At 72.4% G+C, this 20,427-nt stretch carries 23 protein-coding genes and 1 pseudogene; 13 read left to right on the forward strand and 11 right to left on the reverse strand.

What is annotated here, in order from left to right:
- Positions 1 to 65: 65 nt before the first annotated feature.
- Positions 66 to 482 (reverse strand): ATP-binding protein, encoded by a 417-nt coding sequence (locus ACFWA7_RS31185; protein WP_385545254.1) that lies wholly within the window; start codon positions 480 to 482, stop codon positions 66 to 68.
- A gap of 172 nt (positions 483 to 654) precedes the next feature.
- On the opposite strand from ACFWA7_RS31185, the gene ACFWA7_RS31190 reads away from it, so the two are divergent.
- Positions 655 to 1,572: a SigB/SigF/SigG family RNA polymerase sigma factor gene (locus ACFWA7_RS31190; protein WP_385826454.1), complete on the forward strand. Its 918-nt coding sequence runs from the start codon at positions 655 to 657 to the stop codon at positions 1,570 to 1,572.
- A 12-nt stretch (positions 1,573 to 1,584) separates the two neighbouring features.
- On the opposite strand, the gene ACFWA7_RS31195 is transcribed toward ACFWA7_RS31190, so the two are convergent.
- Positions 1,585 to 2,061, reverse strand: coding sequence for an ATP-binding protein (locus tag ACFWA7_RS31195; RefSeq protein ID WP_385826456.1), 477 nt, complete (start codon positions 2,059 to 2,061; stop codon positions 1,585 to 1,587).
- Between the two features lie 11 nt (positions 2,062 to 2,072).
- Entirely contained in the window at positions 2,073 to 2,474 is a 402-nt protein-coding gene (locus ACFWA7_RS31200; protein ID WP_385545262.1) for an STAS domain-containing protein, read from the reverse strand.
- A 303-nt stretch (positions 2,475 to 2,777) separates the two neighbouring features.
- On the opposite strand from ACFWA7_RS31200, the gene ACFWA7_RS31205 reads away from it, so the two are divergent.
- Entirely contained in the window at positions 2,778 to 3,056 is a 279-nt protein-coding gene (locus ACFWA7_RS31205; RefSeq protein ID WP_385545265.1) for a hypothetical protein, read from the forward strand.
- Between the two features lie 171 nt (positions 3,057 to 3,227).
- The gene (locus tag ACFWA7_RS31210; RefSeq protein WP_385545268.1) at positions 3,228 to 5,309 is read left to right on the forward strand and encodes a SpoIIE family protein phosphatase; all 2,082 of its coding nucleotides are present in this window, start codon (positions 3,228 to 3,230) and stop codon (positions 5,307 to 5,309) included.
- Positions 5,310 to 5,315: 6 nt separating this feature from the next.
- Here ACFWA7_RS31210 and ACFWA7_RS31215 read toward each other — a convergent pair whose 3' ends face one another.
- Positions 5,316 to 7,007: a sigma-70 family RNA polymerase sigma factor gene (locus tag ACFWA7_RS31215; protein WP_385826458.1), complete on the reverse strand. Its 1,692-nt coding sequence runs from the start codon at positions 7,005 to 7,007 to the stop codon at positions 5,316 to 5,318.
- 166 nt (positions 7,008 to 7,173) lie between these two features.
- On the opposite strand from ACFWA7_RS31215, the gene ACFWA7_RS31220 reads away from it, so the two are divergent.
- From ACFWA7_RS31220 to ACFWA7_RS31230, 3 genes are all read left to right on the forward strand, one after another.
- The gene (locus tag ACFWA7_RS31220) at positions 7,174 to 7,377 is read left to right on the forward strand and encodes a M4 family metallopeptidase (RefSeq protein ID WP_385826460.1); all 204 of its coding nucleotides are present in this window, start codon (positions 7,174 to 7,176) and stop codon (positions 7,375 to 7,377) included.
- The gene (locus ACFWA7_RS31225; protein WP_385826462.1) at positions 7,320 to 7,943 is read left to right on the forward strand and encodes a hypothetical protein; all 624 of its coding nucleotides are present in this window, start codon (positions 7,320 to 7,322) and stop codon (positions 7,941 to 7,943) included. Before ACFWA7_RS31220 ends, ACFWA7_RS31225 begins: the two co-directional genes overlap by 58 nt.
- Positions 7,944 to 8,005: 62 nt before the next feature.
- Positions 8,006 to 8,317: a hypothetical protein gene (locus tag ACFWA7_RS31230; protein WP_385826464.1), complete on the forward strand. Its 312-nt coding sequence runs from the start codon at positions 8,006 to 8,008 to the stop codon at positions 8,315 to 8,317.
- 109 nt (positions 8,318 to 8,426) lie between these two features.
- Here the strand turns inward: ACFWA7_RS31230 and ACFWA7_RS31235 are convergent, their stop codons facing one another.
- Positions 8,427 to 9,071: a hypothetical protein gene (locus tag ACFWA7_RS31235; protein WP_385826466.1), complete on the reverse strand. Its 645-nt coding sequence runs from the start codon at positions 9,069 to 9,071 to the stop codon at positions 8,427 to 8,429.
- A 542-nt stretch (positions 9,072 to 9,613) separates the two neighbouring features.
- On the opposite strand from ACFWA7_RS31235, the gene ACFWA7_RS31240 reads away from it, so the two are divergent.
- The gene (locus ACFWA7_RS31240) at positions 9,614 to 9,829 is read left to right on the forward strand and encodes a peptidoglycan-binding protein (RefSeq protein ID WP_385826468.1); all 216 of its coding nucleotides are present in this window, start codon (positions 9,614 to 9,616) and stop codon (positions 9,827 to 9,829) included.
- A gap of 345 nt (positions 9,830 to 10,174) precedes the next feature.
- A complete protein-coding gene (locus tag ACFWA7_RS31245) occupies positions 10,175 to 10,540 on the forward strand; it encodes an ATP-binding protein (RefSeq protein ID WP_385545284.1) in 366 nt (121 codons plus the stop codon).
- Positions 10,541 to 10,821: 281 nt separating this feature from the next.
- Here the strand turns inward: ACFWA7_RS31245 and ACFWA7_RS31250 are convergent, their stop codons facing one another.
- Positions 10,822 to 11,682, reverse strand: a complete 861-nt coding sequence (locus ACFWA7_RS31250) for a SigB/SigF/SigG family RNA polymerase sigma factor (RefSeq protein WP_385545286.1) — start codon at positions 11,680 to 11,682, stop codon at positions 10,822 to 10,824.
- A gap of 147 nt (positions 11,683 to 11,829) precedes the next feature.
- Between ACFWA7_RS31250 and ACFWA7_RS31255 the strand changes: the two genes are divergently transcribed.
- On the forward strand, positions 11,830 to 13,149 hold the full coding sequence (locus ACFWA7_RS31255; RefSeq protein WP_385826470.1) for a tetratricopeptide repeat protein: 1,320 nt from the start codon (positions 11,830 to 11,832) through the stop codon (positions 13,147 to 13,149).
- Between the two features lie 26 nt (positions 13,150 to 13,175).
- Here ACFWA7_RS31255 and ACFWA7_RS31260 read toward each other — a convergent pair whose 3' ends face one another.
- The 3 genes and pseudogenes from ACFWA7_RS31260 to ACFWA7_RS31270 all read right to left on the reverse strand — a co-directional run bounded on the left by ACFWA7_RS31260 (position 13,176) and on the right by ACFWA7_RS31270 (position 15,267).
- Positions 13,176 to 14,018, reverse strand: coding sequence for a DUF1206 domain-containing protein (locus ACFWA7_RS31260; protein WP_385826472.1), 843 nt, complete (start codon positions 14,016 to 14,018; stop codon positions 13,176 to 13,178).
- Between the two features lie 214 nt (positions 14,019 to 14,232).
- A pseudogene (locus tag ACFWA7_RS31265) lies at positions 14,233 to 14,370 on the reverse strand (cation:proton antiporter); the annotation flags it as partial.
- Between the two features lie 60 nt (positions 14,371 to 14,430).
- A complete protein-coding gene (locus tag ACFWA7_RS31270; protein ID WP_385826474.1) occupies positions 14,431 to 15,267 on the reverse strand; it encodes an SDR family oxidoreductase in 837 nt (278 codons plus the stop codon).
- A gap of 130 nt (positions 15,268 to 15,397) precedes the next feature.
- On the opposite strand from ACFWA7_RS31270, the gene ACFWA7_RS31275 reads away from it, so the two are divergent.
- The 4 genes from ACFWA7_RS31275 to ACFWA7_RS31290 all read left to right on the forward strand — a co-directional run bounded on the left by ACFWA7_RS31275 (position 15,398) and on the right by ACFWA7_RS31290 (position 18,783).
- On the forward strand, positions 15,398 to 15,604 hold the full coding sequence (locus tag ACFWA7_RS31275; protein ID WP_371649790.1) for a DUF1918 domain-containing protein: 207 nt from the start codon (positions 15,398 to 15,400) through the stop codon (positions 15,602 to 15,604).
- Between the two features lie 655 nt (positions 15,605 to 16,259).
- Positions 16,260 to 16,787 (forward strand): hypothetical protein, encoded by a 528-nt coding sequence (locus tag ACFWA7_RS31280; RefSeq protein WP_385545292.1) that lies wholly within the window; start codon positions 16,260 to 16,262, stop codon positions 16,785 to 16,787.
- 129 nt (positions 16,788 to 16,916) lie between these two features.
- Complete coding sequence (locus tag ACFWA7_RS31285; protein WP_385826476.1) at positions 16,917 to 18,257, forward strand: MFS transporter; 1,341 nt, start codon at positions 16,917 to 16,919, stop codon at positions 18,255 to 18,257.
- Entirely contained in the window at positions 18,250 to 18,783 is a 534-nt protein-coding gene (locus ACFWA7_RS31290; protein ID WP_385826478.1) for a GNAT family N-acetyltransferase, read from the forward strand. The genes ACFWA7_RS31285 and ACFWA7_RS31290 overlap by 8 nt, the downstream gene beginning before the upstream one ends.
- A gap of 15 nt (positions 18,784 to 18,798) precedes the next feature.
- On the opposite strand, the gene ACFWA7_RS31295 is transcribed toward ACFWA7_RS31290, so the two are convergent.
- Both ACFWA7_RS31295 and ACFWA7_RS31300 read right to left on the reverse strand, forming a co-directional pair.
- Entirely contained in the window at positions 18,799 to 19,578 is a 780-nt protein-coding gene (locus ACFWA7_RS31295; protein ID WP_385545301.1) for a VOC family protein, read from the reverse strand.
- Positions 19,579 to 19,851: 273 nt separating this feature from the next.
- A complete protein-coding gene (locus tag ACFWA7_RS31300; RefSeq protein WP_385545304.1) occupies positions 19,852 to 20,412 on the reverse strand; it encodes a VanZ family protein in 561 nt (186 codons plus the stop codon).
- Positions 20,413 to 20,427 lie beyond the last annotated feature (15 nt).

A 20,427-nucleotide genomic window follows, 5' to 3' on the forward strand; every position in this document is an offset into this window, starting at 1 on the left:
TGTCGCCGGTCGCCTCCGGGGCCACCCGGGTGGCCCCGGAGGCGACCGGCGACAGCCGCAGCCCGTCAGTGGGCGGGACCGGTCGGACGGCCCAGCGGCATCTCGAACCACACGGTCTTCCCCGCTCCGCGCGGCACCCAGCCCCAAGCCGACGAAAGCCTCTGCAGCAGGTACAGGCCGTGCCCCGAGGACCGGGCCGGGCGGTGCCTCCCCTGCGGGCGCGGCCGCAGGGGGCTGTGGTCGCTCACCTGCACCGACAGCTTGCCGTCGATGCGGTCGAGGCGGAGTTCGTACGGGTCGTCACCGTGCCGGCACGCGTTGGTGACCACCTCGGAGACCAGCAGCAGCACGTCCTCCAAGACGGCGCGCCCCTCCGCGCCACGCGGGCCGAGCCACTCGTCGAGGACCTCACGGGTCAGATCGCGGCATCGGCCCACCACACCGGGTCCCCGTTCGAGGCCGAACCGGCGACTCTCTGTCACGTGTGGGATGGCGTGCCCGCGATTCATGCCGGGCGAGTGCCCGGACCACGATGGATGAACCGCAATCGGCATCAAACTACTGTGAAACGGGCATCACGTTGTCAGGACGCTCGGACGACGGACCCCGCCGCCAACCCGGCGGCGCAGGCCCCCGCCCCGTCGAAGGAGCCCTATGCCCACCACCCGGGAAGACACCATCCGCACGGAATCGCCGCCCGTGGCACCGGCGGCCACGGTCCGCAGCCGCGCGCTGGACGGCATACCCGAGGTGGCCAGGCCCGAGGCCCTGAGCACCGACGACGCCCAGTCCCTCTCGGAGACCATGTTCCGGCGCCTGGCCGAGCTCGACGAGGGCACGCCCGAGCACGCGTACGTACGGAACACGCTGGTCGAGCTCAACCTCAGCCTGGTCAAGTTCGCGGCGCGGCGGTTCCGCAACCGCGCTGAGCCGATGGAGGACATCGTCCAGGTCGGCACCATCGGACTGATCAAGGCGATCGACCGCTTCGAGGTGGAGCGGGGAGTGGAGTTCTCCTCCTTCGCGCTGCCCACGATCACGGGTGAGATGAAGCGGTTCTTCCGCGACACCAGCTGGGCGGTCCAGGTCCCCCGCAGGCTTCAGGAGCTGCGTCTGCGGATGGCCAGGGCCCTGGAGGTACTCGGCCAGGAGCTGGGCCGCCCGCCGACGACGGCGGAGCTGGCCGTCCACCTCGGGGTGACCGAGGCCGAGGTCGTCGAGGGCGAGCAGGCGGCCAACGGGTACATGGCGCGTTCGCTCGACATCCCGGACGACGACAGCGGGGCCGCCGTCGGGCTCATGCGCAGGCTCGGCGAGGAGGAGGGCGCGTTCGACGTCGTCGACTCGCTGGAATCCCTCAAACCGCTCATCGCGGGCCTCACGGACCGCGAGCGCACTCTGCTCTCCCTGCGCTTCGGCGAGGAGCTCACACAGGCCGAGATCGGCGCCAGGGTGGGACTCTCGCAGATGCACGTCTCCCGCCTGCTGGCCCAGATCCTGGAACACCTGCGCGCGGGGCTGCTCGAAGACGTCCCCGAATCGGTCGCCGCCGCATCGGGCACCGTCGAGTAGGCCGGAGCCCGGTCAGCGGCTCTCGGGAGAGTGGCGGTACCCGGGCGGGTGCGTGCGCTGCGCCCGCGAGGGCAGTACGACCTCCATCCACACCACCTTGCCCGTCCCCAGCGGCATCGAGCCCCAGTCCCCGGCGAGCCGGTCGAGCACCATCAGGCCGTGGCCGCCGGGCAGCGAGGGGGCCCGGGGGCGGCGTGTGGGGGCGACGGGGCTGCCGTCGGCGACCTCCGCCCGGAGGTGGCCGTCCTCGTGGCGCAGCACCAGCTCGCGGGGGCCGCCCGCGTGCAGACAGGCGTTGGTGACGACCTCGGAGACGAGCAGGAGCACATCGTCCACGCGCGCGCGGTCTTCCTCCCGCACGGCCGTGGTCCACCCCCAGTCGGCCAGCGCGTGCGCGGTGAAGTCCCGGCAGCGGGTCACCACGCCCTTCGTGCCGAAGAGCTCAAGGCGGCGGATCTGGCTTCGCCCGGCCCGGCTCGTGTCGCCCATCGCCTTCTCCGCTACTCCGGCGGGCGGCCCGCGAGCGCCTGGCCCAGGTCGGAGTGGATGCGGAACACCGCGTCCGCACCCGTGATCTCGAACATCCGGGCGACGGGCGGCTGGAGCGCCACGAGCTCGATGCCGGCGCCCGTGGTCTGCGACGCCGCCGCACGCGCCCGCAGCAGCGCGTTCAGCCCGGTCGAGTCGCAGAACCGCAGAGCGGCGCAGTCGACCACGATCCGTTCCGGGGCCTCGGCGATCTGCTCCGCGAGCGTGGCACGCAACGGCTCCACCGTGTCGTGGTCCAGCTCACCGGTGAGCGAGAGCACCGTGGTCCCGCCGATCCGCCGTGCCGCGACGGCGAACCGTCTGCCTCCGGCGGTGCCCCCGTCGCGCGAGTCGTCGCTCGTGTCCGCTGCCATGGGTCACCCGCCTCCTTCGCCACTGCCCGGTGCTCCGCACCGGCGCCTGTAGGGAGAGTGCCCAATGATCGGCGCTCTAGTGCGCGGGCGGGCCCGTGGGTCCGGCCCGCCCGCCCTGCGCGGCCCGCCCGCCCTGCGCGGCCCGCCCGCCCTGCGCGGCCCGGCCGGCGTCCGCGATCGGTGTGGCCGAGCCGTGTGTGTGCCCCGGCCCGCGCCCCGTATCGGCGCCTCCCCGGTTTGAGCCGCTGATACGGGGTGACCCGGAAGACAGCGTGGGAATCCGAGAACGGAAGAGAGGCACCGATGGGCATCACCGACAGCGCGGCAAGGCTCGCGGCGGAGGCGGACCTGAAGGGACGCACGACGCACGCCACCCACAGGACGACCGAGGCGGTGGCCGGGGTCCAGACGGCGGTCGGCCAGGCGGCCCGCACGGTCCGGGACCACACCCCCGCGCCCGTACGCCGGGCGACGGCCGTGGCAGCGGTGGCCGGGCGCGCCCATCCCCGGCAGCTCGTGCTGGCCGCGGCGGCCGTGGCGGCGGCGTTTTTCGTCCTGCGGGGCCGACGCGAAAAGAAGTGAGGGCGCCCGCCGCCACGCCGCTCCGCACGCCGTTCGGCCGACCGGGGACCGCGCCCGGTCGCACGCGCGGGCGTCCGGGCGCAGCATGGAAGGCGGAAAGTCGTGCCGATCGGCCTGGGCCTGGCCAGCGGGCGTGTCCCGCACAGGGGCGTACGGGTGAGGAGGCCGGTGATGGCTGGTGCGCAGTCCTTCCCGGCCCGTTCGGGGGCGAGAGATCCGTCGCTGGTGGCCGGTGGTCTGCTGGACGTGCTCGGGGTGGCCGCGGTCGTCCTTGACGCCGAGGGCCGCATCCGGCTGTGGAGTCCGCAGGCCAAACGGGTGTACGGGTACACCGCCGAGGAGGCCCTCGGGCAGTACGCCGCGAAGCTGCTGGTGGCCGAGGAGCACCGCCATGTGGTGCTGAGCCTCTTCGCCCAGGTGATGTCCGGTGAGGGCACCTGGGCGGGGGTGTTCCCCGTCCGGCACAAGGACGGCAGCTCGCTCCTGGTGGAGTTCCGCAACGTACGCCTCGAAGCCGACAACGGCCGTATGTTCGCGCTGGGCCTGGCCTCCGAGCAGGCCACGCTGCGGCGGGTGGAGCGCGATCTGGCCCTCTCGCTGCGGCTCGTGGACCAGTCGCCCATCGGCCTGGCGGTCCTCGACACCGAGCTGCGGTACGTCCTGGTGAACCCGGCCCTCGAACGCATCAACGGCATTCCGGCCGACGAGCACCTGGGGCGCCGGATCGTCGACGTACTGCCGTTCCTGGACGGGGCCACGGTCGAGATGAGGATGCGCCAGGTGATGGCGAGCGGACGCCCGGTGCTCGACGAGTTCACCACCGGCCGCACCGCCGCCGACCCCGAGCGGGATCACGCCTGGCTGGTGTCGGTGTACCGGCTCGACGACCAGGCGGGCCACGTCCTCGGTATCGCGGTGTCCGTCGTCGATGTGACCGAGCAGCACGAGGCGGCCGTCTCCGCCGCCCAGGCGCGGCGCCGGCTGTCACTGATCGCGGACGCGTCCGTCCGCATCGGCACCACCCTCGACCTGCAGGTGACGGCCCGCGAGCTGGCCGACGTCGCCGTCCCCGAGGTGGCGGACATCGCGGCCGTCGACGTGCTCGACACCGTCCTGGCCGGTCCCCGGCCGGGGGAGGCGGACGGCGGCGCCGTGCGGTTCCGCGCGCTGGCGCTCAACGCGGCCTACCCCACCCCCGCCACCAACGCCGCCGACCCGGTCGGCGACGTCGCCCTGTACGGCCCCACCCGGCTGGTGACCCAGTGCGCCCGCACGGGCCGCCCCGTCCTCGTCCCGCGGGTGCGGCCCGAGGATCTGCCGCGCATCGCCCGCAACGAGGAAGCCGTCCACCTCCTCGCCGCCGCCGGCGTCCACTCCTACCTCGCCGTCCCCCTCATCGCCCGCGGCCAGGTCCTCGGCGCGCTCGACCTCAAACGCGCCCGCAACCCCGCCCCCTTCAGCGAGGACGACGTCCTGCTCGCCACCGAACTCGCCGCCCGCGCGGCCGTGTCCATCGACAACGCCCGCTGGTACCAGCGCCAGCGCGAGACGGCTCTGATGCTGCAGCGCCACCTCCTGCCCCAACGCCCGGTCGCCCCGAGCGGGCTGGACATCGCCTACCGCTACCAGCCGGCCGCCGCCGACGACGAGACCGGCGGTGACTGGTTCGACGTCATCGCCCTCAGCGGCGACCGTACGGCCCTCGTCGTCGGCGATGTGATGGGCAGCGGCATCAACGCCGCCGCCACCATGGGCCAACTGCGGGCCACGGCCCGCGCACTGGCCCGTCTCGACCTGGACCCCGCCACCGTACTGACCCATCTGGACGCCGCCACCGCCGATCTGGGCGATGCGACGGCGACCTGTGTGTACGCGCTCTACGACCCCCACACACACCTGTGCCACATCGCCGTCGCCGGTCACCCGCCCCCGGTGCACCTGCGGCCCGGCCGCCCGCCCCGGCTCCTGGACCTGCCCACCGGTGCGCCACTGGGCGTGGGCGGCGTGCCGTTCTCGACCACCGCCGTCACCCTCGACCCGGGGGACGACCTCGTCCTGTACACCGACGGTCTGATCGAGACCCGCGACCAGGACATCGACACCCGTCTGGCGACCCTCACCGATCTGCTGACCGGCCCGAGCCGCCCGCTGGAGGACACCTGCGACTTCCTCCTCGCGGCCCTGCGCCGCCCGGACACCCACGACGACGTCGCCCTGCTCATCGCCCGGGCCCACGCACTCACGGCCACCTGACCGGGCTCACATCTTCGTGCCGAAGTCCTGGGTCCACCAGGGGCCCCCGGAGCCGTTGTGGATCCCGACCCCCAGCTCCTTGAAGGCGCAGTTGAGGATGTTCGCGCGGTGCCCGGGGCTGTTCATCCAGGAGTTCATGACATCGGCCGGGGTCTGCTGGCCGCGGGCGATGTTCTCGCCGTAGGTGGACCACTGGTAGCCGGCGGCGTGGATGCGCTCGCCCGGGCCCGCCCCGCTCGGGTCGGTGTGGTCGAAGAAGTTCTGTCCCGCCATGTTGTCGGAGTGGCGCTGCGCGGCCGTGGCGAGCCGGGAGTTGTCGGTCACGGGTCCGCAGCCGTTCCTGGCCCGCTCGGTGTTGACCAGCGCGATCACCTGCTGGGCGGTCGACCCCTGCTTGGCGAGGGAGTTCGGGGCGCTGGGGGAGTGCGACGCGGGAGTCCGTGCGGCGGCACTGTGCGGTGCGGGGCTGTGCGCGGCCGGCTTCGGCGAGGCGGCCGATCGGCTCGGTGACGGTGATGGACTCGGCTTCGGGGAGGCCGAGTTGGGCGACCGTGTGGGCGACGGCCCGGTGGCGGTGGCGCCGTCGGGGCTCGCCGTCGTGACGGTGGCGTCGGCCGGGGCGTCCGCGACGGTGTGGCCGGGCGCGGACGGATCGGTCGAGAGATGGATGACCACGGCGAGGCCGCCTATCGCGGTGGCGCCCGCCAGCATCGCGGCGGCACGGCGCCGCCGCCTGGCACGGTCCCGGTCGCGGCGGAGCTCGCCCCGGGTCGCCGCCTCGGCGTGCGCGCCTCGGCCACGGGGTGCCTGGCGGTGACGGCCGGGCGCCGACTGCGCCCGTACGGGCTCCGCCGTGGCCCCTTCGGCTTGGGGCCCATCGGCCACCCCGTACGCCATGGGCGCGGTACCCCGGTGTGCGGCCAGGGCCGCGAACAGACCGGCCGCCGAGGCCACCGGAACCAGGGCGAGCCCCGCCAGCAGGCCTTCGGGCGGTACGAGTCCGCTGCCGAGGCCGGAGCAGACCGGGCACACGCGGGTGTGCCGGGTGATGCGCTTGCGCCACAGCGCGGAGGGCACACCGTCCCAGAGCGAGAGCAGGCCGGTGAGTTCGTGGCAGCGCGGGGCGACCGCGAGGGTCCGTACCACTTGGCGGCACGCGTCGAGCCGCTCCTTCATGCGCTGCACGCGTACGGCCGTGTGCTGCGGGGACAGTTCGAGCGAGGTGGCCACCTCGGCGCGGGTCAGGCACCCCGCCGTCTCCAGCCACCACAGCGAGAGCAGGCCCCGGTCCTCGGGCTCCAGCCAGCGGGTGGCCTCGGCGGCCTCCCTGCGCTGCCCGGAGAGCCCGAGCCGCAGGATCGTCAGGTCGACGAAGTCGGCGCCGGGGTCGGGCAGGTCGCTCGTCTCCTGGATGCCGGTGCCGTCCGGCCGGGTGCGGGCGCGCTGCCAGTACTGGCGGAGCTGGTTCATGGTGATGGCCACCACCCACGACCGGAAGCTGCCGGAATCCCGCAGCCCCGCCAGGCCGTCGAGCATCCGCAGCACGCTCTCCTGGACCACGTCGTCGACATCGGCGTGACCGTTCAGCGCCCGCCCGACGATGTTGTACACCAGCGGCAGGCAGGCCGCGACGAGCTCGTCCTGGGCCTGCTGATCACCGGCTCGCGCCGCCTCGACCGTCGCTGTCCCGTACTCCATGTTCACGCCTCGTCCACTCTCCCGGGCCCCGGTGGTCTCCGGGCTCCAACCGACTGCTTCTCCACCGTGGGAGATCGACGGGGGACCGGCGGATAACGAAAATCGTGGAGGGAGTTCTTTTCGCGCCCTCGGTCACGGCGCGTCACACCGTCCGTCGGGTCAGGAGATGACCCACGGTGTCATCGAGAACTCCGCCAACCTCGTCTACGCGGGGCAGTCCGGCGCCATGGACGAGACGCTCGCGGACTCCTTCGGCAACGCCATCGAGACGGACGCGTACGGCATCCCCACCGACAACCCGGACTCGGCCCGGTGGGCGAGACGCAATGCCGGACGAAGACCCCGCGCGCCTGTGCGCTGCGCGACCTGAACGACGGGCGGACCACCGCCAAGTCGTACATCGGCGCCGGTTTCGAGACGGACAACGGCGGCGTCCACCTCCAAATCCTCCCTCTTCGCGGGCGCGCTGTGGGACGTGCGCGAGGACGTCGGGGCGGCACCGACGGCAAGAGCGTGGTGTGGCAGGCGTACGGGGCGAGCGGTGTGGACATCCTGGCCCGGCCGCTCGCGGGCGGGCCGGTCAAGGTGCTGTGGCACACCAGCCGCAGCGTGGGCAGCTCCACGTCCGTCGACGGGGACACCGTGGCCTTCCCGTACTGCAACTACGGCGGCAGGCCGGGCGTGGCCTGTCCGAGCATGAAGGACCCGGCGAACGTGGTACAGATCGGCGGCGGTACCTACCACCGCTCGCACTTCCCGGCGGTGAGCAACGGCAACGTCGTCCACCAGGACATGCAGCGGGTGCGCGCGGCCGTCCACGAGTACAGCCCCCGTGTCGTCGACATCGCCACGGGTGCCAACACGGCGGTCCAGCGGTCCACAGCGGTGCGAGCCTCGGCCCGACGGCCATCAACCACACCCACCTCTTCCGGCTGACCGACGAGATCGACGGTGATGGCAGGACGGCTCTGCGCCGGGCCGGGTTCGACGGCTCCGGCGTGGTCGACCTCAGCCCGGAGAGGGGCCCGGACGGGCTGGACGGCTACGGCCTCACCGCCTCCGAGGACGCGATGACCGTCGGCGCCCGGATCCCCGACACCGGGTACCGCGACGAGTCGCTCGCCGAGCTCTGGCAGTTCCCTGCGGCCTCACCCACCGGTGAGGGTGTGCGCGGGGAGCGGATGTCGTCCAACCGGGGCGAGCAGTTGCCGGCCGCCGCGGCGAGCGGCCGCCAGGTGGTGTGGCTCGACGCGGCCACCGGCATCAGCGATGTGGTGACGCGCACCCGGCCCGCCGGCCGCTGCGCCTGACCAGGGAGCACGAGGCTCGGCGGACAGGTGCTGTCCGCCGGGCTCCATGCGGCTGATGCCGTACGGCGAGAAAGTCATCGACCCGATCCAACCCGGCGGATGAGAAGTGTCAGGCCTTCACGGGAACGGCGTCCGCGGTGGGCGTCACGGCAGGCGTCTTGTCCGGGCGGGCGGTGTAGAAGACGGAGCCCTGCTTGCGCTCCCGCTCCAGTTCGCCCTTGGCGACGAGTGCTTCGAGGGTGTTGCGGACGACCTGGGGGCTCGTCTTGCGGTCGGGGTGGGCGGTCGTCAGTTCGGTGAGGATGTCGGAGACCGTACGCGGCTCCTGGTGTCCGCCGAAGAGGCCGAGGACGACTTCGCGCAGGGTGGGACCGGAGGTCTCCGCCTTGCCCCGGGAAGCGGTCTTCGCCGGAGCCGTGTTCTTGCGCGGGGTCCGCGCGGGCTTGGCAGCCGCGGCCTTGACCTCGGTCTTCCTCGTCCGGGGGGTGGGTACCTTCGCCGGCGCGGCGGCCTTCGCGGGAACGGACTTGGCGGGGGTGGCCTTCGTGGGGGTGGCCTTCGCCGGGGCGCCGGTGAGGGTGTGGTGCATGGTCTGCAGCAGGCCGTGGTCCCGCTCCAGGGCTTCGAGCTGGCCCTTGAGTGTGTCGAGTTCGGCGCGGATGCGTGACTGGTCCTGCTGGTTGGCATCCAGATCTGCGGTGACCCGCGCCGCGTACTGGTCCTTGAGTGTGGTGGTGTCCGGCTCGTCCGCCATGGGAGTTCGCTTTCCTCGTGCTGGATGGTGCCGCCGGATGCCGGCCCTTGCTGCGGGCACAGCACAGGCGAGTAGGCAAAAAGATACACACCCAACCCAAATAAACGCAGCCCGTCCGAATCGCCTGCACACTAAAGAGTTGATGAGAGAAACGGTGAATCTCTCGATCATGCGGGGACCGCTGGTTATTGAACACGTCCTACGACCGGCGTGATAGGTGGACCGCGGTTGCCTACCGCGAAAGTTCACCCCGGGATGAAACCGTCGTCTGATGTTCCGTCAGCAGCAGCCGCCTGGTGTGCGGTTGCCGGAATTCGCATGGGAAAAGGACGCGAAAACGGGAGACGACACGAGTGCTGTCAACGTCAACGGACGTCGGGTGCCGGCCGCTCTGAGCGCGGCCGTGCCGACGGTGGGGAGCCTGCTCGGCGCCACCGCGGCGCAGGCCGAACCGGGCGTCGCCAACATCGGTACGGGATCGGGGAACAAGGACGGGATCGGGGAACAAGGGCGGGATCAAGTGCGTCCAGCGCGCGTTCCACGTGTACGCGGGTACCAAGCCGGCCGTGGACGGCGTCCAAGGAAAGGACACCAAGGACGCCGTGGTGAACTTCCAGCGCTTCTGGCACCTCCCGGTCGACGGGATCGTGGGCCCGGACACCGGCGGCACGATCGAGTTCATGGTGGCCCAGAACAACGGCGGCAAGGACGTGTGGCGGACCGACGGCTGCTGGGCGGTCGTCCCGACCAGGAACTGACCGGGCCGCATTGGTGCCGGCGCCGGCGCCCGTGCGGGCCGCACGGACGCCGGTGCCCGTGCTGCCACGTGCGCTGTGACCGGCATCACCAGCATGGCCCCGTCGCACCGGGGCACCCGAACTCCAGGCCCCGTCGCGTCCCCCGTCGCGACGGGGTCGCCCCTGTCCCCGTACCCTGTGCGGTCCGGCCCCGCGGCGGGCGGGGCGGCTCTTTCGTGAAAGCGAGGGGGATTGACTCATGGGAACCCTGGGCAAGTGCGCAGGGGCAAGTGCGGGCGGTTCCGCATGCAGGACGGGGGCAGTGAGGTGAGTGAGGAAACGGCTCCAACATGGAGGACCGGACTCGTGCCGGTCGACGCCGCGGAGGCGCGCAGGCGCGTGAAGACGCTGCTGGGCGCCGCGCTGGACAGATCGCCGTTGTCGACGCAGGACCCGGCGGTCGCGGACGCGCTGCTCGTGACGTCGGAGCTGGTGACGAACGCGCTGCGGCACGCGGGCGGCGTCACGGCCTTCGAGGCGATGGCGGACCGTGTGGGGCTGCGGCTGGTGGTCGAGGACGCGAGCACGGGGCTGCCGTCGACGAAGGAGCCGAGCGGCGACTTCACCCCCGGCGGCTACGGATGGCCGATGATCTGCCGCCTGGCGACCAGCGTCACCGTCAGCCTGCTGCCCGCCGGAGGCAAGCGCATCCAGGTCTTCCTGCCGCTGTGATCGCCGCTGTGATCTGGGCGGCGCGAGGCCGTGCGCGGCCCGGCGAAACCGGGCGGCGGACTCCACAGGGCTGTCAGGGCGGTGCCGACCGCGGCGACGACCACGTACACCGCTGAGAGCTGGGCGAAGCTCAGGAGGCCGAGGGCGTACGTGGCGGGGACGCTCAGCAGATATCGGCAGATATCAGCAGATAGGTGTCGGAGACAGGTGTCGGAGATATCAGCAGACGGGTGTCGGGGGCGTACGGGCCCGTACGCCGCCGACAGCCACCCGAACCCGCGTCACTCCGTGGCGATGCCCATGCCGGTGCGGAGCTTGGTGAGGATCCGGCGCAGGATGCGGGAGACCTGCATCTGGGAGACGCCGAGCGTCTCACCGATCTCCGCCTGGGTGCGCTCCTCCACGAACCGCAGATGCACGACGAAACGCTCGCGCTCGGTCAGGGTGTCCATCGCGGGCGCGAGGGCCTGGAAGTCCTCGACCAGCTCCATGGCCGGATCCTCGCTGCCGATGATGTCGGCGAGGGCCGCCTCGCCCTCCTCCTCGTTGCCGGACAGGGCGGCGTCGAGGGACGAGGAGTGGTAGCCGTTGGCGGCCAGCTGGGCCTCCAGGACCTCCTCCTCGCTGATGTCCATCAGCTCGGCCAGCTCCTTGACGGTGGGGGAGCGGTCCAGGCGGCTCTCCAGCTCGGCCCGGGCCTTGCCCAGCTCCGTCCGGCGCTCCTGCAGGCGGCGCGGGACGTGCACGGCCCAGGTCGTGTCGCGGAAGAAGCGCTTCATCTCGCCGACGACGTAGGGCACGGCGAATGTGGCGAACTGCGTCTCGCGCGACAGCTCGAACCGGTCGATGGCCTTGATCAGTCCGATCATGCCCACCTGGACGACGTCCTCGATCTCGTCCGCGTACTGGCGAAAGCGCCGCGCGGCGAATCGCACGAGCGACATGTTCATCTCGATGAGGGTGTTGCGCGCGTACTGATAGCCGGGCGTCCCCTCCTCCAGTACCGCAAGCTGCTCGAAGAAGAGCCGCGACAACTCCCGTGCGTCACGTGGCGCGAGCTTGTCGGGGCACTCGACCAAAGGCAGCTCGGGTGCCACCTGGCTCCGCTGACCCACCATGGTTCCGACCTCGACCGTCGTCATGATCCCTCCCTGGACCGACCTGTACAGCTTCCAACATGTTCCGATGCCAAGAGCGTGTACCCAGGAAGTCGCCTCTCACACAGACTCATTTCCGAACAGGCCGAAATGATTTGAGCACGGCCCCCGCCGTCGGAGAGGATCGCGGGCATGTTCTCGCGCAAGCACCGCCGTCCGAAGTCCGCCGAACTCCTCAAGGCCTGGGAGTGCCTGGACGCGGGTGACACACCCGGCGCCGTGCGGCTGCTCCGGACCGCTGGGGAAGACCTGCCACTGGGCGAGGTGGCGCTCGTGGCCGGGCGCGCCGCCAAGGCGGCCGGTTTCGACGACCTCGGCCGGGCCGCCGCGGCGGTGGCGGCCCGCCCCGACGACGACCGGGCTCTGTACGACTTCGGGTACGCGTGCATCGAGCGCGGCCTGTCCTTCCTCGCCGTCCCCGCCCTGCGCGAGGTGCTGACCCGCAACCCGGGCGCGCTCCAGGTGATGCGCGAGCTGGTGGCCGCGTACGAGAGCGAGAACCGGCACGGCGAGGCGGTCGAGCTGCTGTCGCGGCACGAGAGCGGCTTCGAGGAGTGGCCCGACCGCTATCTGCTGGTCTTCAACGCCATCATGGCGGGCGACCTGGCCCTGGCGAACCGCCAGTACGCCCTGCTGCCCGACCCGGAGGACCCGATGTGGCTGCCCGCGCACCAGCGCCAGCGCCATATGCTGGAGCGCGCCGCGAGCGCCGGCCCTGTGAGCGCCCTGGACCGCGCCGATCTGCGCGGCTGGCAGTTCGTCATGGGCGGTACGGTGCTGGGCACGCTCTCCCCGTTCGGTTTCGGTGCCGGGATGAACGGCCGGTACGCCTGGCTGCAGGACTCGTACGGCGAGTGCCTCCAGGGGCTGCTGCGGCTGAAGGTGCTCCTTGACGCGGCTGAGGTGCGGCCGCGCTCGGTGTCGCCACTGCCCGACCGGGGCAGCCGGATCCTCGGCCTGGCCGCCGCCGACGTGCTCGGGCTCCCGGCCGAGCCGTTCGCGCCGGGGCGCGAGGACACCGTGGTGATCGCGTACGACCTGAACGAGCTGGCGGCGGTCGACGAGGGCCCCGAGATCCTCGGGCGGCTCCGGGAGCGGGTCCCCGGGCAGGTGCTCCACGAGCACGCGAGCAGCTGGACCGACCCGCCCGTCATCACCGCCGACAGCGTCGCGCTGCTGCACCAGTCGGTGGTCGCGCCCTGGGACGGGCAGCTGCGCGCGGGCGAGGACGGCGAGGTCGAGCGGGCCGGGGCCGACGAGCGCCCGGACGCGGTGATCGCCGCCGAGATCGCCGGCGCCGACCCGTCCCCGAGCGAGGGTGACGGCGAGACGCCCGCGGATCCGGACGAGCGCTTCACCGAGTTCGTCACGGCCGTACGGGGCTCGTGGCTCCAGGGCGAGCGCACCCGGCTGACGTCGACCGGCCCGGTGCCCAGCTCCAAGTTCGCCTGACGCCCGACGCGGTGTCGCCCGGCCGTTCAGAACTTGCGCCAGCGTGCCATCGCGAAGGAGAACAGCCCGAAGAGCGCGAGGCCCGCGGCCACCGCGAAGAGCAGCCAGGGACCGGCCGGGGTCTGGGTGAAGGAGCGCAGGGTGTCGTCCATGCCCTTGGCCCGGCCGGGGTCGAACCCGACCGCCGCCCAGAGCGCGAAGCCTCCGGCCGCGGCGAAGACGGCGCCGCGCGAGACCCCGCCGGCCACACCCGTGCAGTCCACCACCAGGCGGGTGCGCGGTGACATCTCGCCGAGCCGCATCCGGTCGTGATACTTGCGCAGCGCCGCCCGTACCGCGATCCACCCACCGACTCCGGCCGCGACCACTCCGGCCGCACCGACCATCCACCGACCGCCCGGCAGATCGAGCAGCCGGGCCGTGAGGTCCTGGGAGGTGCGGTCGCTGGAGCCGCCCTCGCTGCGGCGGTCACCGAGGGCGTAGGTCGACACGGTGTACGCGACGAAGCCGTAGAAGAGGCAACGCGCACCGGAGAGCAGGCGTTTGCGCGCCTTGTACCCCTCGGCTCCGGCGGCGCCGAAGAGCGCCTCGGACAGGCGCCACAGGGCCATGCCGGCCAGCCCCACCGCCAGCGCCCACAGGATGGGCGTGCCCAGTGGCCGGTGCGCGATCTCCGTCAACGCTCCCTCACGGTCGGCCTGCTGGCCGCGATCGCTTCCCTCGGCCACTCGCGCGGCGAGCAGCCCCACCAGCAAGTAGATGGCACCGCGCGCCGCGAACCCGGCCCGTGCGGCCCCTTCGACCACCGGGCCCCGAGCCGCCCGCCGGGCCCTGACCCGCCCGGACACCGTCATCGCACCCACGTCCACGGCCACCTCCCGGTATGCGGGTGCCCCGGGCCGACGCGCGCAACCCCTCCACCGGCCGAGGGGCCGGGCGTTCGCATCCCGGCCGGGGGGCTCACCAGGATTCCGACACCTCGGCCCGGTGCCGCTCCCCGGCTCCGGCCGCCGCCCGGACGCGCAGGGCCACGAGCGGCAGGATCAGTACGGAGAGGATGGCCGCGCCGACGAGCGCCGCGCCGTCCGGGCCGATGAGGACGCCGAGCAGGATCTCGAAGACGGCGACCGGTACGGGAGCCCAGCGGCCGACGGCGTACGCGAGCAGGGGCGCGAGGACCGCGATGGCCATGATCAGGATGAGCGTCCCGGTGTGCGGCACGGCTCGTATCTAGCATAAATATGGATAGGGTCTACCAAAGGAGACCTGTCTGCGTCGCGGTCAGGCGAACGTGGCCGCGTGGTCGGCTGCCCACCGTGCGAACGGCAGCGGCGGCCGCCCGAGGATCCGCCGCGCGGTCCCGGTCGCCGGGGATCCGCCCTGGGTGGCGGCGACGATGAACTGCACGATCGAGGCGGCGGCGGCGGGCGACCCGAACCGCTCGAACTCCTGCCGCGCCCGCGCCTCGGTGAGTTCCTCGATCCGGATGGACCGTCCGGCGGCCTCGGCGATCAGCTCCACCTGGCGGCGCTGCGACATCAGCTCGCCGCCCGTGAGGAGGTCGCTGACCCCGCCGTCCGGGCGGCCGGTCAGTGCGGCGACCGCGGCGGCGGCGACATCGCGCTCGTGGATCGGCGCCATGGCCGCCTCTGGGTGCAGCATCCGGACCACGCCCTCCGCGCGGATCGAGTACGACCAGGTCAGCGCGTTGTTCGCGAGGACGAGCGGCCGGATCGGAGTCCAGCGCAGACCGGAGGCTGCGAGCACCGCCTCCATCGCCCGGTGCTCCTCCGCGATCGCGTTGCCGTGCGCGTACGGCAGGAGCACGCTCCCGGAGGAGAGGACCACCACGTGCTCGACGCCTGCCGCGCGGGCGGCGGCGGCGAAGCCGGCCATGCCCTCCGCCGTGGCGTACACGAACACCTTGCGTACGCCGTCCAGCGCGGCCGGGAGCGTCGCCGGCCTGGTGAGGTCGGCCGCGACCACCGGGACGCCGGCGGGCAGCTCCGCCGTCTCCGGGTCGCGTGCCGACGCCCGGACCGGCTCGCCCAGGGCGAGGAGCTGGTCGAGCACCTGCCGTCCGACGCTTCCGCGAGCCCCGATCACCAGCGTGGTCATGTACGTCCTCCTCGGTCGCCGTGCCTTCCGGGTTCCCTCCCGGCATGGTCAACGACGTCAGAACGGGCTTGTCGCGCCAGACGGTCATAAAATGCTGTTACCGACCAGTCCGCTTCCGAGGGAGGCCTCGATGCGAGCGACCAAGGGTGACCACCTGGTGCAGCACGGCAGGGTCGTGGGCCAGCACGACAAGACGGGCGAGATCGTCCAGGTGCTGGGGGAGAACGGCACACCGCCCTACCGGGTCCGCTTCTCGGACGGCCATGAGTCGATCATGGCGCCGGGCCCCGACTGCGCGGTTCGGCCGTCGGCCGAACCGAGGAAGGAGCAGTGGTAGGCGAGCCTTCGGCGCTCGTCCTGAAATCGCCCCCGGCAAACCCCACTTGAAGGATTTTCTCGTACGCCAGTTCCCCCTCTCGGGAGCCTTTCCGTGCAGGAACATGTCATCCATGGGAAGGTGCCGATCTCCCCTGGAGTGACGGGTGGGACACCAGGGGTGGACGAGTGGAGGGGGCGCGCCGGTGGGCGGGGAGCATGGTGTCGATCTGAGTGGCAGCGGGGCCCCGGCGGATCCCCCGCCCAGAACGGCGGCTCGACGATCGGCTCGCCGGGCACCTGCCGCATCAGGAACGTCTCCAACAGCCAGTGTCTGAGCAGCGGCGGCACCGGTGCCTCGTACGGGCCCTGCGCGTCCACCGCCTCGTACGCGCGGACCTTCTCGTGCGCCTCCGACGACCCCTTCCAACTGATCAACCGGACCGGCGGCTACTGCCTGGTGGGGAGGCGGCGACTTCGGGGGCCGCGGCGGTCTCACCGGTTACGCCATCAGGAACACCCAGAGCGGCGAGTGCCTCGGAGTGGGCGGCAACGGTGCGATGGTGACCCCGTGCGACTCCACCCAGCACGCCCAGCGCTGGGTCAACGGCGGGTCCGCCTCGTGAGGTTCGGCCACAGCCGAGTCGGAGGGAGCGCGCCGGGGAAGGGTCCGGGGCGTGACTGACTCCACTCTCTGGATCTCGTCGTTGACCGCCGGCACGGCCGTGCTCGCCAGCTGGGTCACCAGCCGCGGCACGGCCCGCGCGGCCCAGATCCAGGCCGCCGCCGCCGAGCGGACCCAGCGCACCATCCGGATCAGCGAGGCGCGGCGGTCGGCCTATGTGAGCCTGATCGAGCAGGCGCACAAGATGGCGGAGCTGTACTGGACGGTGTCGGACATCCACAAGTCGGGCGGTGGCCGCGCCGAACAGCTCCCCGCGCTGCGGGAGGTGCAGACCAGCCTGCGGGTGGAGTACGGCAGGCTCCGCCACTTCATATGGGTGATCAGCCTGGAGGGCCCGGACAACGTGGCCGCGGCCGCCGAGACGCTCAGGCTCTCGACCCGTCCTCCGCACCGGGCACTTGGAGCTTCCATAGAGGGCGAGCCGGACGCCGTCGCGCTGTTCGACCAGTGCTACGACCCTTTCTGGGAGTCGGTCCTGGCCTTCGTCTCCGCGGCTCGCACCGCGGTGCACGACTTGTAGGTGGGCCACACGTATCAGGGCGTGAGGAGCGCCGCCGCAGACTCCACGTCCCGGCCCCGGCGCCCACCCCCGGCCGGGGGCCACAGAAAATGATGAGACTTCGCGTGCGCCACGTACTACCCTCCCCGGATGCCTCAACTCACCGGTGACGAGCCCCTGTCGGGACGGTCGCGCTCGCTGTCGCGCGACCGCGACTTCGGCGTCTTCTGGGCCGCGCAGACCCTCTCCGTCGTCGGTGACTCGTTCGCCCTGATCGCCCTGCCGCTGCTGGTGCTGCACGCGACGGGATCGGTCGCGCAGATGGGCCTGCTGACCGGCGCCGCGGGCGCGGCCGCGGTCGGCGTCGGCGTGTTCGCCGGGGTCGTGGTCGACCGGCTGGACCGCAGGAAACTGCTGATCGCGTGCGACCTCGCCCGGCTGGTGCTGTACGCGCTGATTCCGCTGGTGTGGGCGTTCGGCCCGCAGATCTGGCTGCTGTACGTGGTCCTGCCGCTGGCCGAGGCCGTCGGGATGCTGTTCTCCGTCACGTATGTCACCGCCGTACGCGCGCTCGTGCCCGGCGACCGCATCACGGAGGCCAACGGCAGGCTCAACGCGACGGCAGCGGCGGCCGGGGTCGTCGGGCCGCTGCTCGCGGGCGTGCTGGCGGCCTGGCTGGGCCCGGCGGCGGCCGTGGCCGTGGACGCGGTGAGCTTCGGGGTGTCGGCGGCCTGCCTGAGCTTCGTACGGTTCAAGGGCCGTACCGGGCCGTCCGGTGACGCGGCGGCGCAGGGCCCCCGGCGGGAGTCGATGGGCAAGGAGTTCGCCGCCGGGGTGTCGTTCCTGTGGCGGCATCCGGTGCTGCGGAGCCTGACCGTTCTGCTGTCGGTCTTCAGCTTTCTGACGCTCGGCCTCAACGACCTGATCATCTATCACCTCAAGCACGACCTCGGCCAGGGCGACGGCGCGGTCGGCACCGTCTTCGCCGTGGGCGCTCTGGGCACGGTCGTGGGCGCGCTGCTCGTCGCCCGGATCCGCCACCGGCTCGGCTTCGGCGCGACCTGGACCGGCGGCGTCGCGGTCTGCGGGCTCGCCCTCGCGGCGATCGGCTCCGCCGGAAGCGTGGCGGGCATCGCGGCGCTGACCGCCGCCTTCCTCGGGTGCGTCAGCGTTTCGGGGACCTGCTCGATGTCGCTGCGACAGGAGGTGACCCCGGACCATCTGCTCGGCCGGGTCACCTCGGCGTTCTGGACCATCCACTACTCGGCGGCCCCCATCGGCGCGGCCGTCCTCACCTGGGCCGCGCAGCGGTACGGCACGGGGCCGGTGTGTCTGGCCGCCGGGGCGTGCTGTCTGCTCACCGCGGTGCTCGCGCTGTTCACGCCCGTCCGCGCGCGCCGCCCCGAGCAGGCCGGGCCGGTAGCGGGCGGCCCCGTCCTGAGCGGGCCTGGCCAGGAGTCGGCCCGTAGTGGATCATGTCGAGATGACTGATCCACTTCCCTCGGCGCCGCTTGCCGCAGTGCGGCTGGCCGGGTACACGAAGGCCGACGAGAGTGAGATCCTGGGCGATGGCGCCGACCCCTTCGGTGTAGCGGACGCCGGTCTGACCTGGCTGCCCAAGGAGGACCACTTCGGTGTCCGCCACGAGGGCCGGCTGGTGGCGCACGCGGGACTGCTGCCGCTGCGGACGTCGGTCGGCGGCGCCGACGCACAGGTGATGGGCGTCGGCGGGGTGGCCGTCGCCGCAGCTCTGCGCGGGCACGGTCTGGCTCGGCTGGTCGTGGGCGCGGCCCTGGACCACGCGCGCACCAGGGGGCCGCGGTACGCGCTCCTGTTCTGCCGGCCACCGCTCGTCGCCCTCTATCGGCGCCTCGGCTGGCGGACCCTCGACCGGGACGTCGAAGTGGAGCAGCCCGGGGGACCCGTCGTCATGCCGCTGCGGACCATGTGGATCCCGCTGCACGACGACGAGCCGTGGCCCGACGGCCCGGTGAGGCTGCTCTCGTACCCCATGTGAGTGCGGACGGCGGGGTCAGGCCATCCGGGGATCGGGCTTGAGGATGGCGAAGGGGGCGCCGTGGGGGTCGGCGAGCCAGGCGATCCGGCCGACGTCCGGCACGTCCGCCGCGGGCATGATGACCGAGCCGCCGTTCTCCTGCGCCCGGCCGACCGTGGCGTCCGCGTCGGCCACCGCGAAGTACGGGATCCACCGCGGCTCCATGCCCTCCTGGGCCGGGGCGAGGCCGCCGAACGAGGCGTTCTTCTGGTCGCCCTCGGCGGTCGACAGCACGGTGTAGGTCATGCCGGGGGACTGCATCTCCTGGGACCGCCAGCCGAACAGGGAGCGGTAGAAGGACAGCGCGGCCGGTACGTCCTTGGCATGCAGTTCGGCCCAGAGGAGCGTGTCGTCCTGGCACGTCACCTCCAGGCCCTTCGTGGCGGCGGGCTGCCAGACGGAGAACTCGGCGCCGCCCGGGTCGGTGAGGCAGGCCATCCGTCCGGCGTCCATGACGTCGAAGGGCTCCGCCCGGACCTTCCCGCCGGCCTGCTCGACCGCCTTGGCGGTGGCGTCCGCGTCCGGCGTCTGGAAGTACACCGTCCAGGCCGGGCTCGCACCCTCCTCGGTGAGCGGGCCCAGGGCGGCGACCGTCTTGCCGTTCTTCTGGAAGAAGCCGTACCCGCCGGCGTCGGGGCCCGCGGACTGGAAGTTCCACCCGAAGACGCCGCTGTAGAAGTCCGCCGCGGCCGCCGTGTCGGGGCTGCCGAGGTCGAGCCAGTTGGGTGCGCCGGGGACGAAGTCGGTGCTGAGCATGGTTGCGTGCCTGCCTTTCGCGGGTCTGGCCGTGAGGGCGGGGAGTCCGCGGCCGGGCCGGTGTTCTCCCGGGGGCGAACCAGCCCATAACGGATCGTAATGACAGAGCCGCGCATCGGGCATACGGAAGGGCGGAACGGGTGACGTCCGGACGGATGCGGGGCCCGGCCCCGCGGGGCTGTGCGGGCCGAGCGCCACAGCGTGAGGCCGGTCGCGGCCCTGAGTAGCCCTCAGCGGCACTCAGCGGCGAGGCTCGGCGGCCGCCAGCGGCACTCAGCGGCGAGGCTCGGCGGCCCGCCGCTCGCCGAAGCGCCACATCCGGCTCGTCTTCCCGCCCTCGCGCCGCCGCTCCCCGAGGTGGTGGAAGCCGCGCCCCATACGGCGGCCGAGCACCAGATAGCCGAGCAGCGCCCCGGAGGTGTTGAGCAGCACGTCGTCCACGTCGAACGCGCGCCCCTCGACGAGTGCCCCCTGCACCAGCTCGATGAAGACCATGACGACGACCGTGTACAGCAGCACGCGCACCGCCCGCAGCCGTCGGCGCACCAGCACCGGCAGGATCAGCCCGAAGGGCGCGCCCAGCAGCAGATTGCCGCCGACCTGCCGACACGCTTCGAGGAACGTGTACTCGTCGGCGTACTGGCGCAGCGAGTGCCCCGGCCGCAGATTCGACCCTGCGATGTCGCGCGACGCGGGCGACGGGGTGAGGGTCACCTCGGCGAGGACGACGGAGAACGCCACCAGCGACGCGATCGCCACCACCATGATCAGAATCCGAACGGCCATGACCCGCCTGGCCGTTCGTGCCTTGGCCCGCTCGACTTGAGTGGTCATGCCGTGCGGATTCCC

It is taken from the genome of Streptomyces sp. NPDC059994 (genome assembly GCF_042737755.1).
In the GTDB taxonomy this organism is placed as follows: domain Bacteria; phylum Actinomycetota; class Actinomycetes; order Streptomycetales; family Streptomycetaceae; genus Streptomyces.

Excerpts from the sequence above, each read along its gene's own strand:
- ACFWA7_RS31190 (WP_385826454.1), top strand. The coding sequence starts at position 655 with ATGCCCACCACCCGGGAAGACACCATCCGCACGGAATCGCCGCCCGTG.
- ACFWA7_RS31195 (WP_385826456.1), bottom strand. The coding sequence starts at position 2,061 with ATGGGCGACACGAGCCGGGCCGGGCGAAGCCAGATCCGCCGCCTTGAG.
- ACFWA7_RS31200 (WP_385545262.1), bottom strand. The coding sequence starts at position 2,474 with ATGGCAGCGGACACGAGCGACGACTCGCGCGACGGGGGCACCGCCGGA.
- ACFWA7_RS31205 (WP_385545265.1), top strand. The coding sequence starts at position 2,778 with ATGGGCATCACCGACAGCGCGGCAAGGCTCGCGGCGGAGGCGGACCTG.
- ACFWA7_RS31210 (WP_385545268.1), top strand. The coding sequence starts at position 3,228 with ATGGCTGGTGCGCAGTCCTTCCCGGCCCGTTCGGGGGCGAGAGATCCG.
- ACFWA7_RS31215 (WP_385826458.1), bottom strand. The coding sequence starts at position 7,007 with ATGGAGTACGGGACAGCGACGGTCGAGGCGGCGCGAGCCGGTGATCAG.
- ACFWA7_RS31220 (WP_385826460.1), top strand. The coding sequence starts at position 7,174 with ATGACCCACGGTGTCATCGAGAACTCCGCCAACCTCGTCTACGCGGGG.
- ACFWA7_RS31235 (WP_385826466.1), bottom strand. The coding sequence starts at position 9,071 with ATGGCGGACGAGCCGGACACCACCACACTCAAGGACCAGTACGCGGCG.
- ACFWA7_RS31250 (WP_385545286.1), bottom strand. The coding sequence starts at position 11,682 with ATGACGACGGTCGAGGTCGGAACCATGGTGGGTCAGCGGAGCCAGGTG.
- ACFWA7_RS31255 (WP_385826470.1), top strand. The coding sequence starts at position 11,830 with ATGTTCTCGCGCAAGCACCGCCGTCCGAAGTCCGCCGAACTCCTCAAG.
- ACFWA7_RS31270 (WP_385826474.1), bottom strand. The coding sequence starts at position 15,267 with ATGACCACGCTGGTGATCGGGGCTCGCGGAAGCGTCGGACGGCAGGTG.
- ACFWA7_RS31275 (WP_371649790.1), top strand. The coding sequence starts at position 15,398 with ATGCGAGCGACCAAGGGTGACCACCTGGTGCAGCACGGCAGGGTCGTG.
- ACFWA7_RS31285 (WP_385826476.1), top strand. The coding sequence starts at position 16,917 with ATGCCTCAACTCACCGGTGACGAGCCCCTGTCGGGACGGTCGCGCTCG.
- ACFWA7_RS31290 (WP_385826478.1), top strand. The coding sequence starts at position 18,250 with ATGACTGATCCACTTCCCTCGGCGCCGCTTGCCGCAGTGCGGCTGGCC.
- ACFWA7_RS31295 (WP_385545301.1), bottom strand. The coding sequence starts at position 19,578 with ATGCTCAGCACCGACTTCGTCCCCGGCGCACCCAACTGGCTCGACCTC.
- ACFWA7_RS31300 (WP_385545304.1), bottom strand. The coding sequence starts at position 20,412 with ATGACCACTCAAGTCGAGCGGGCCAAGGCACGAACGGCCAGGCGGGTC.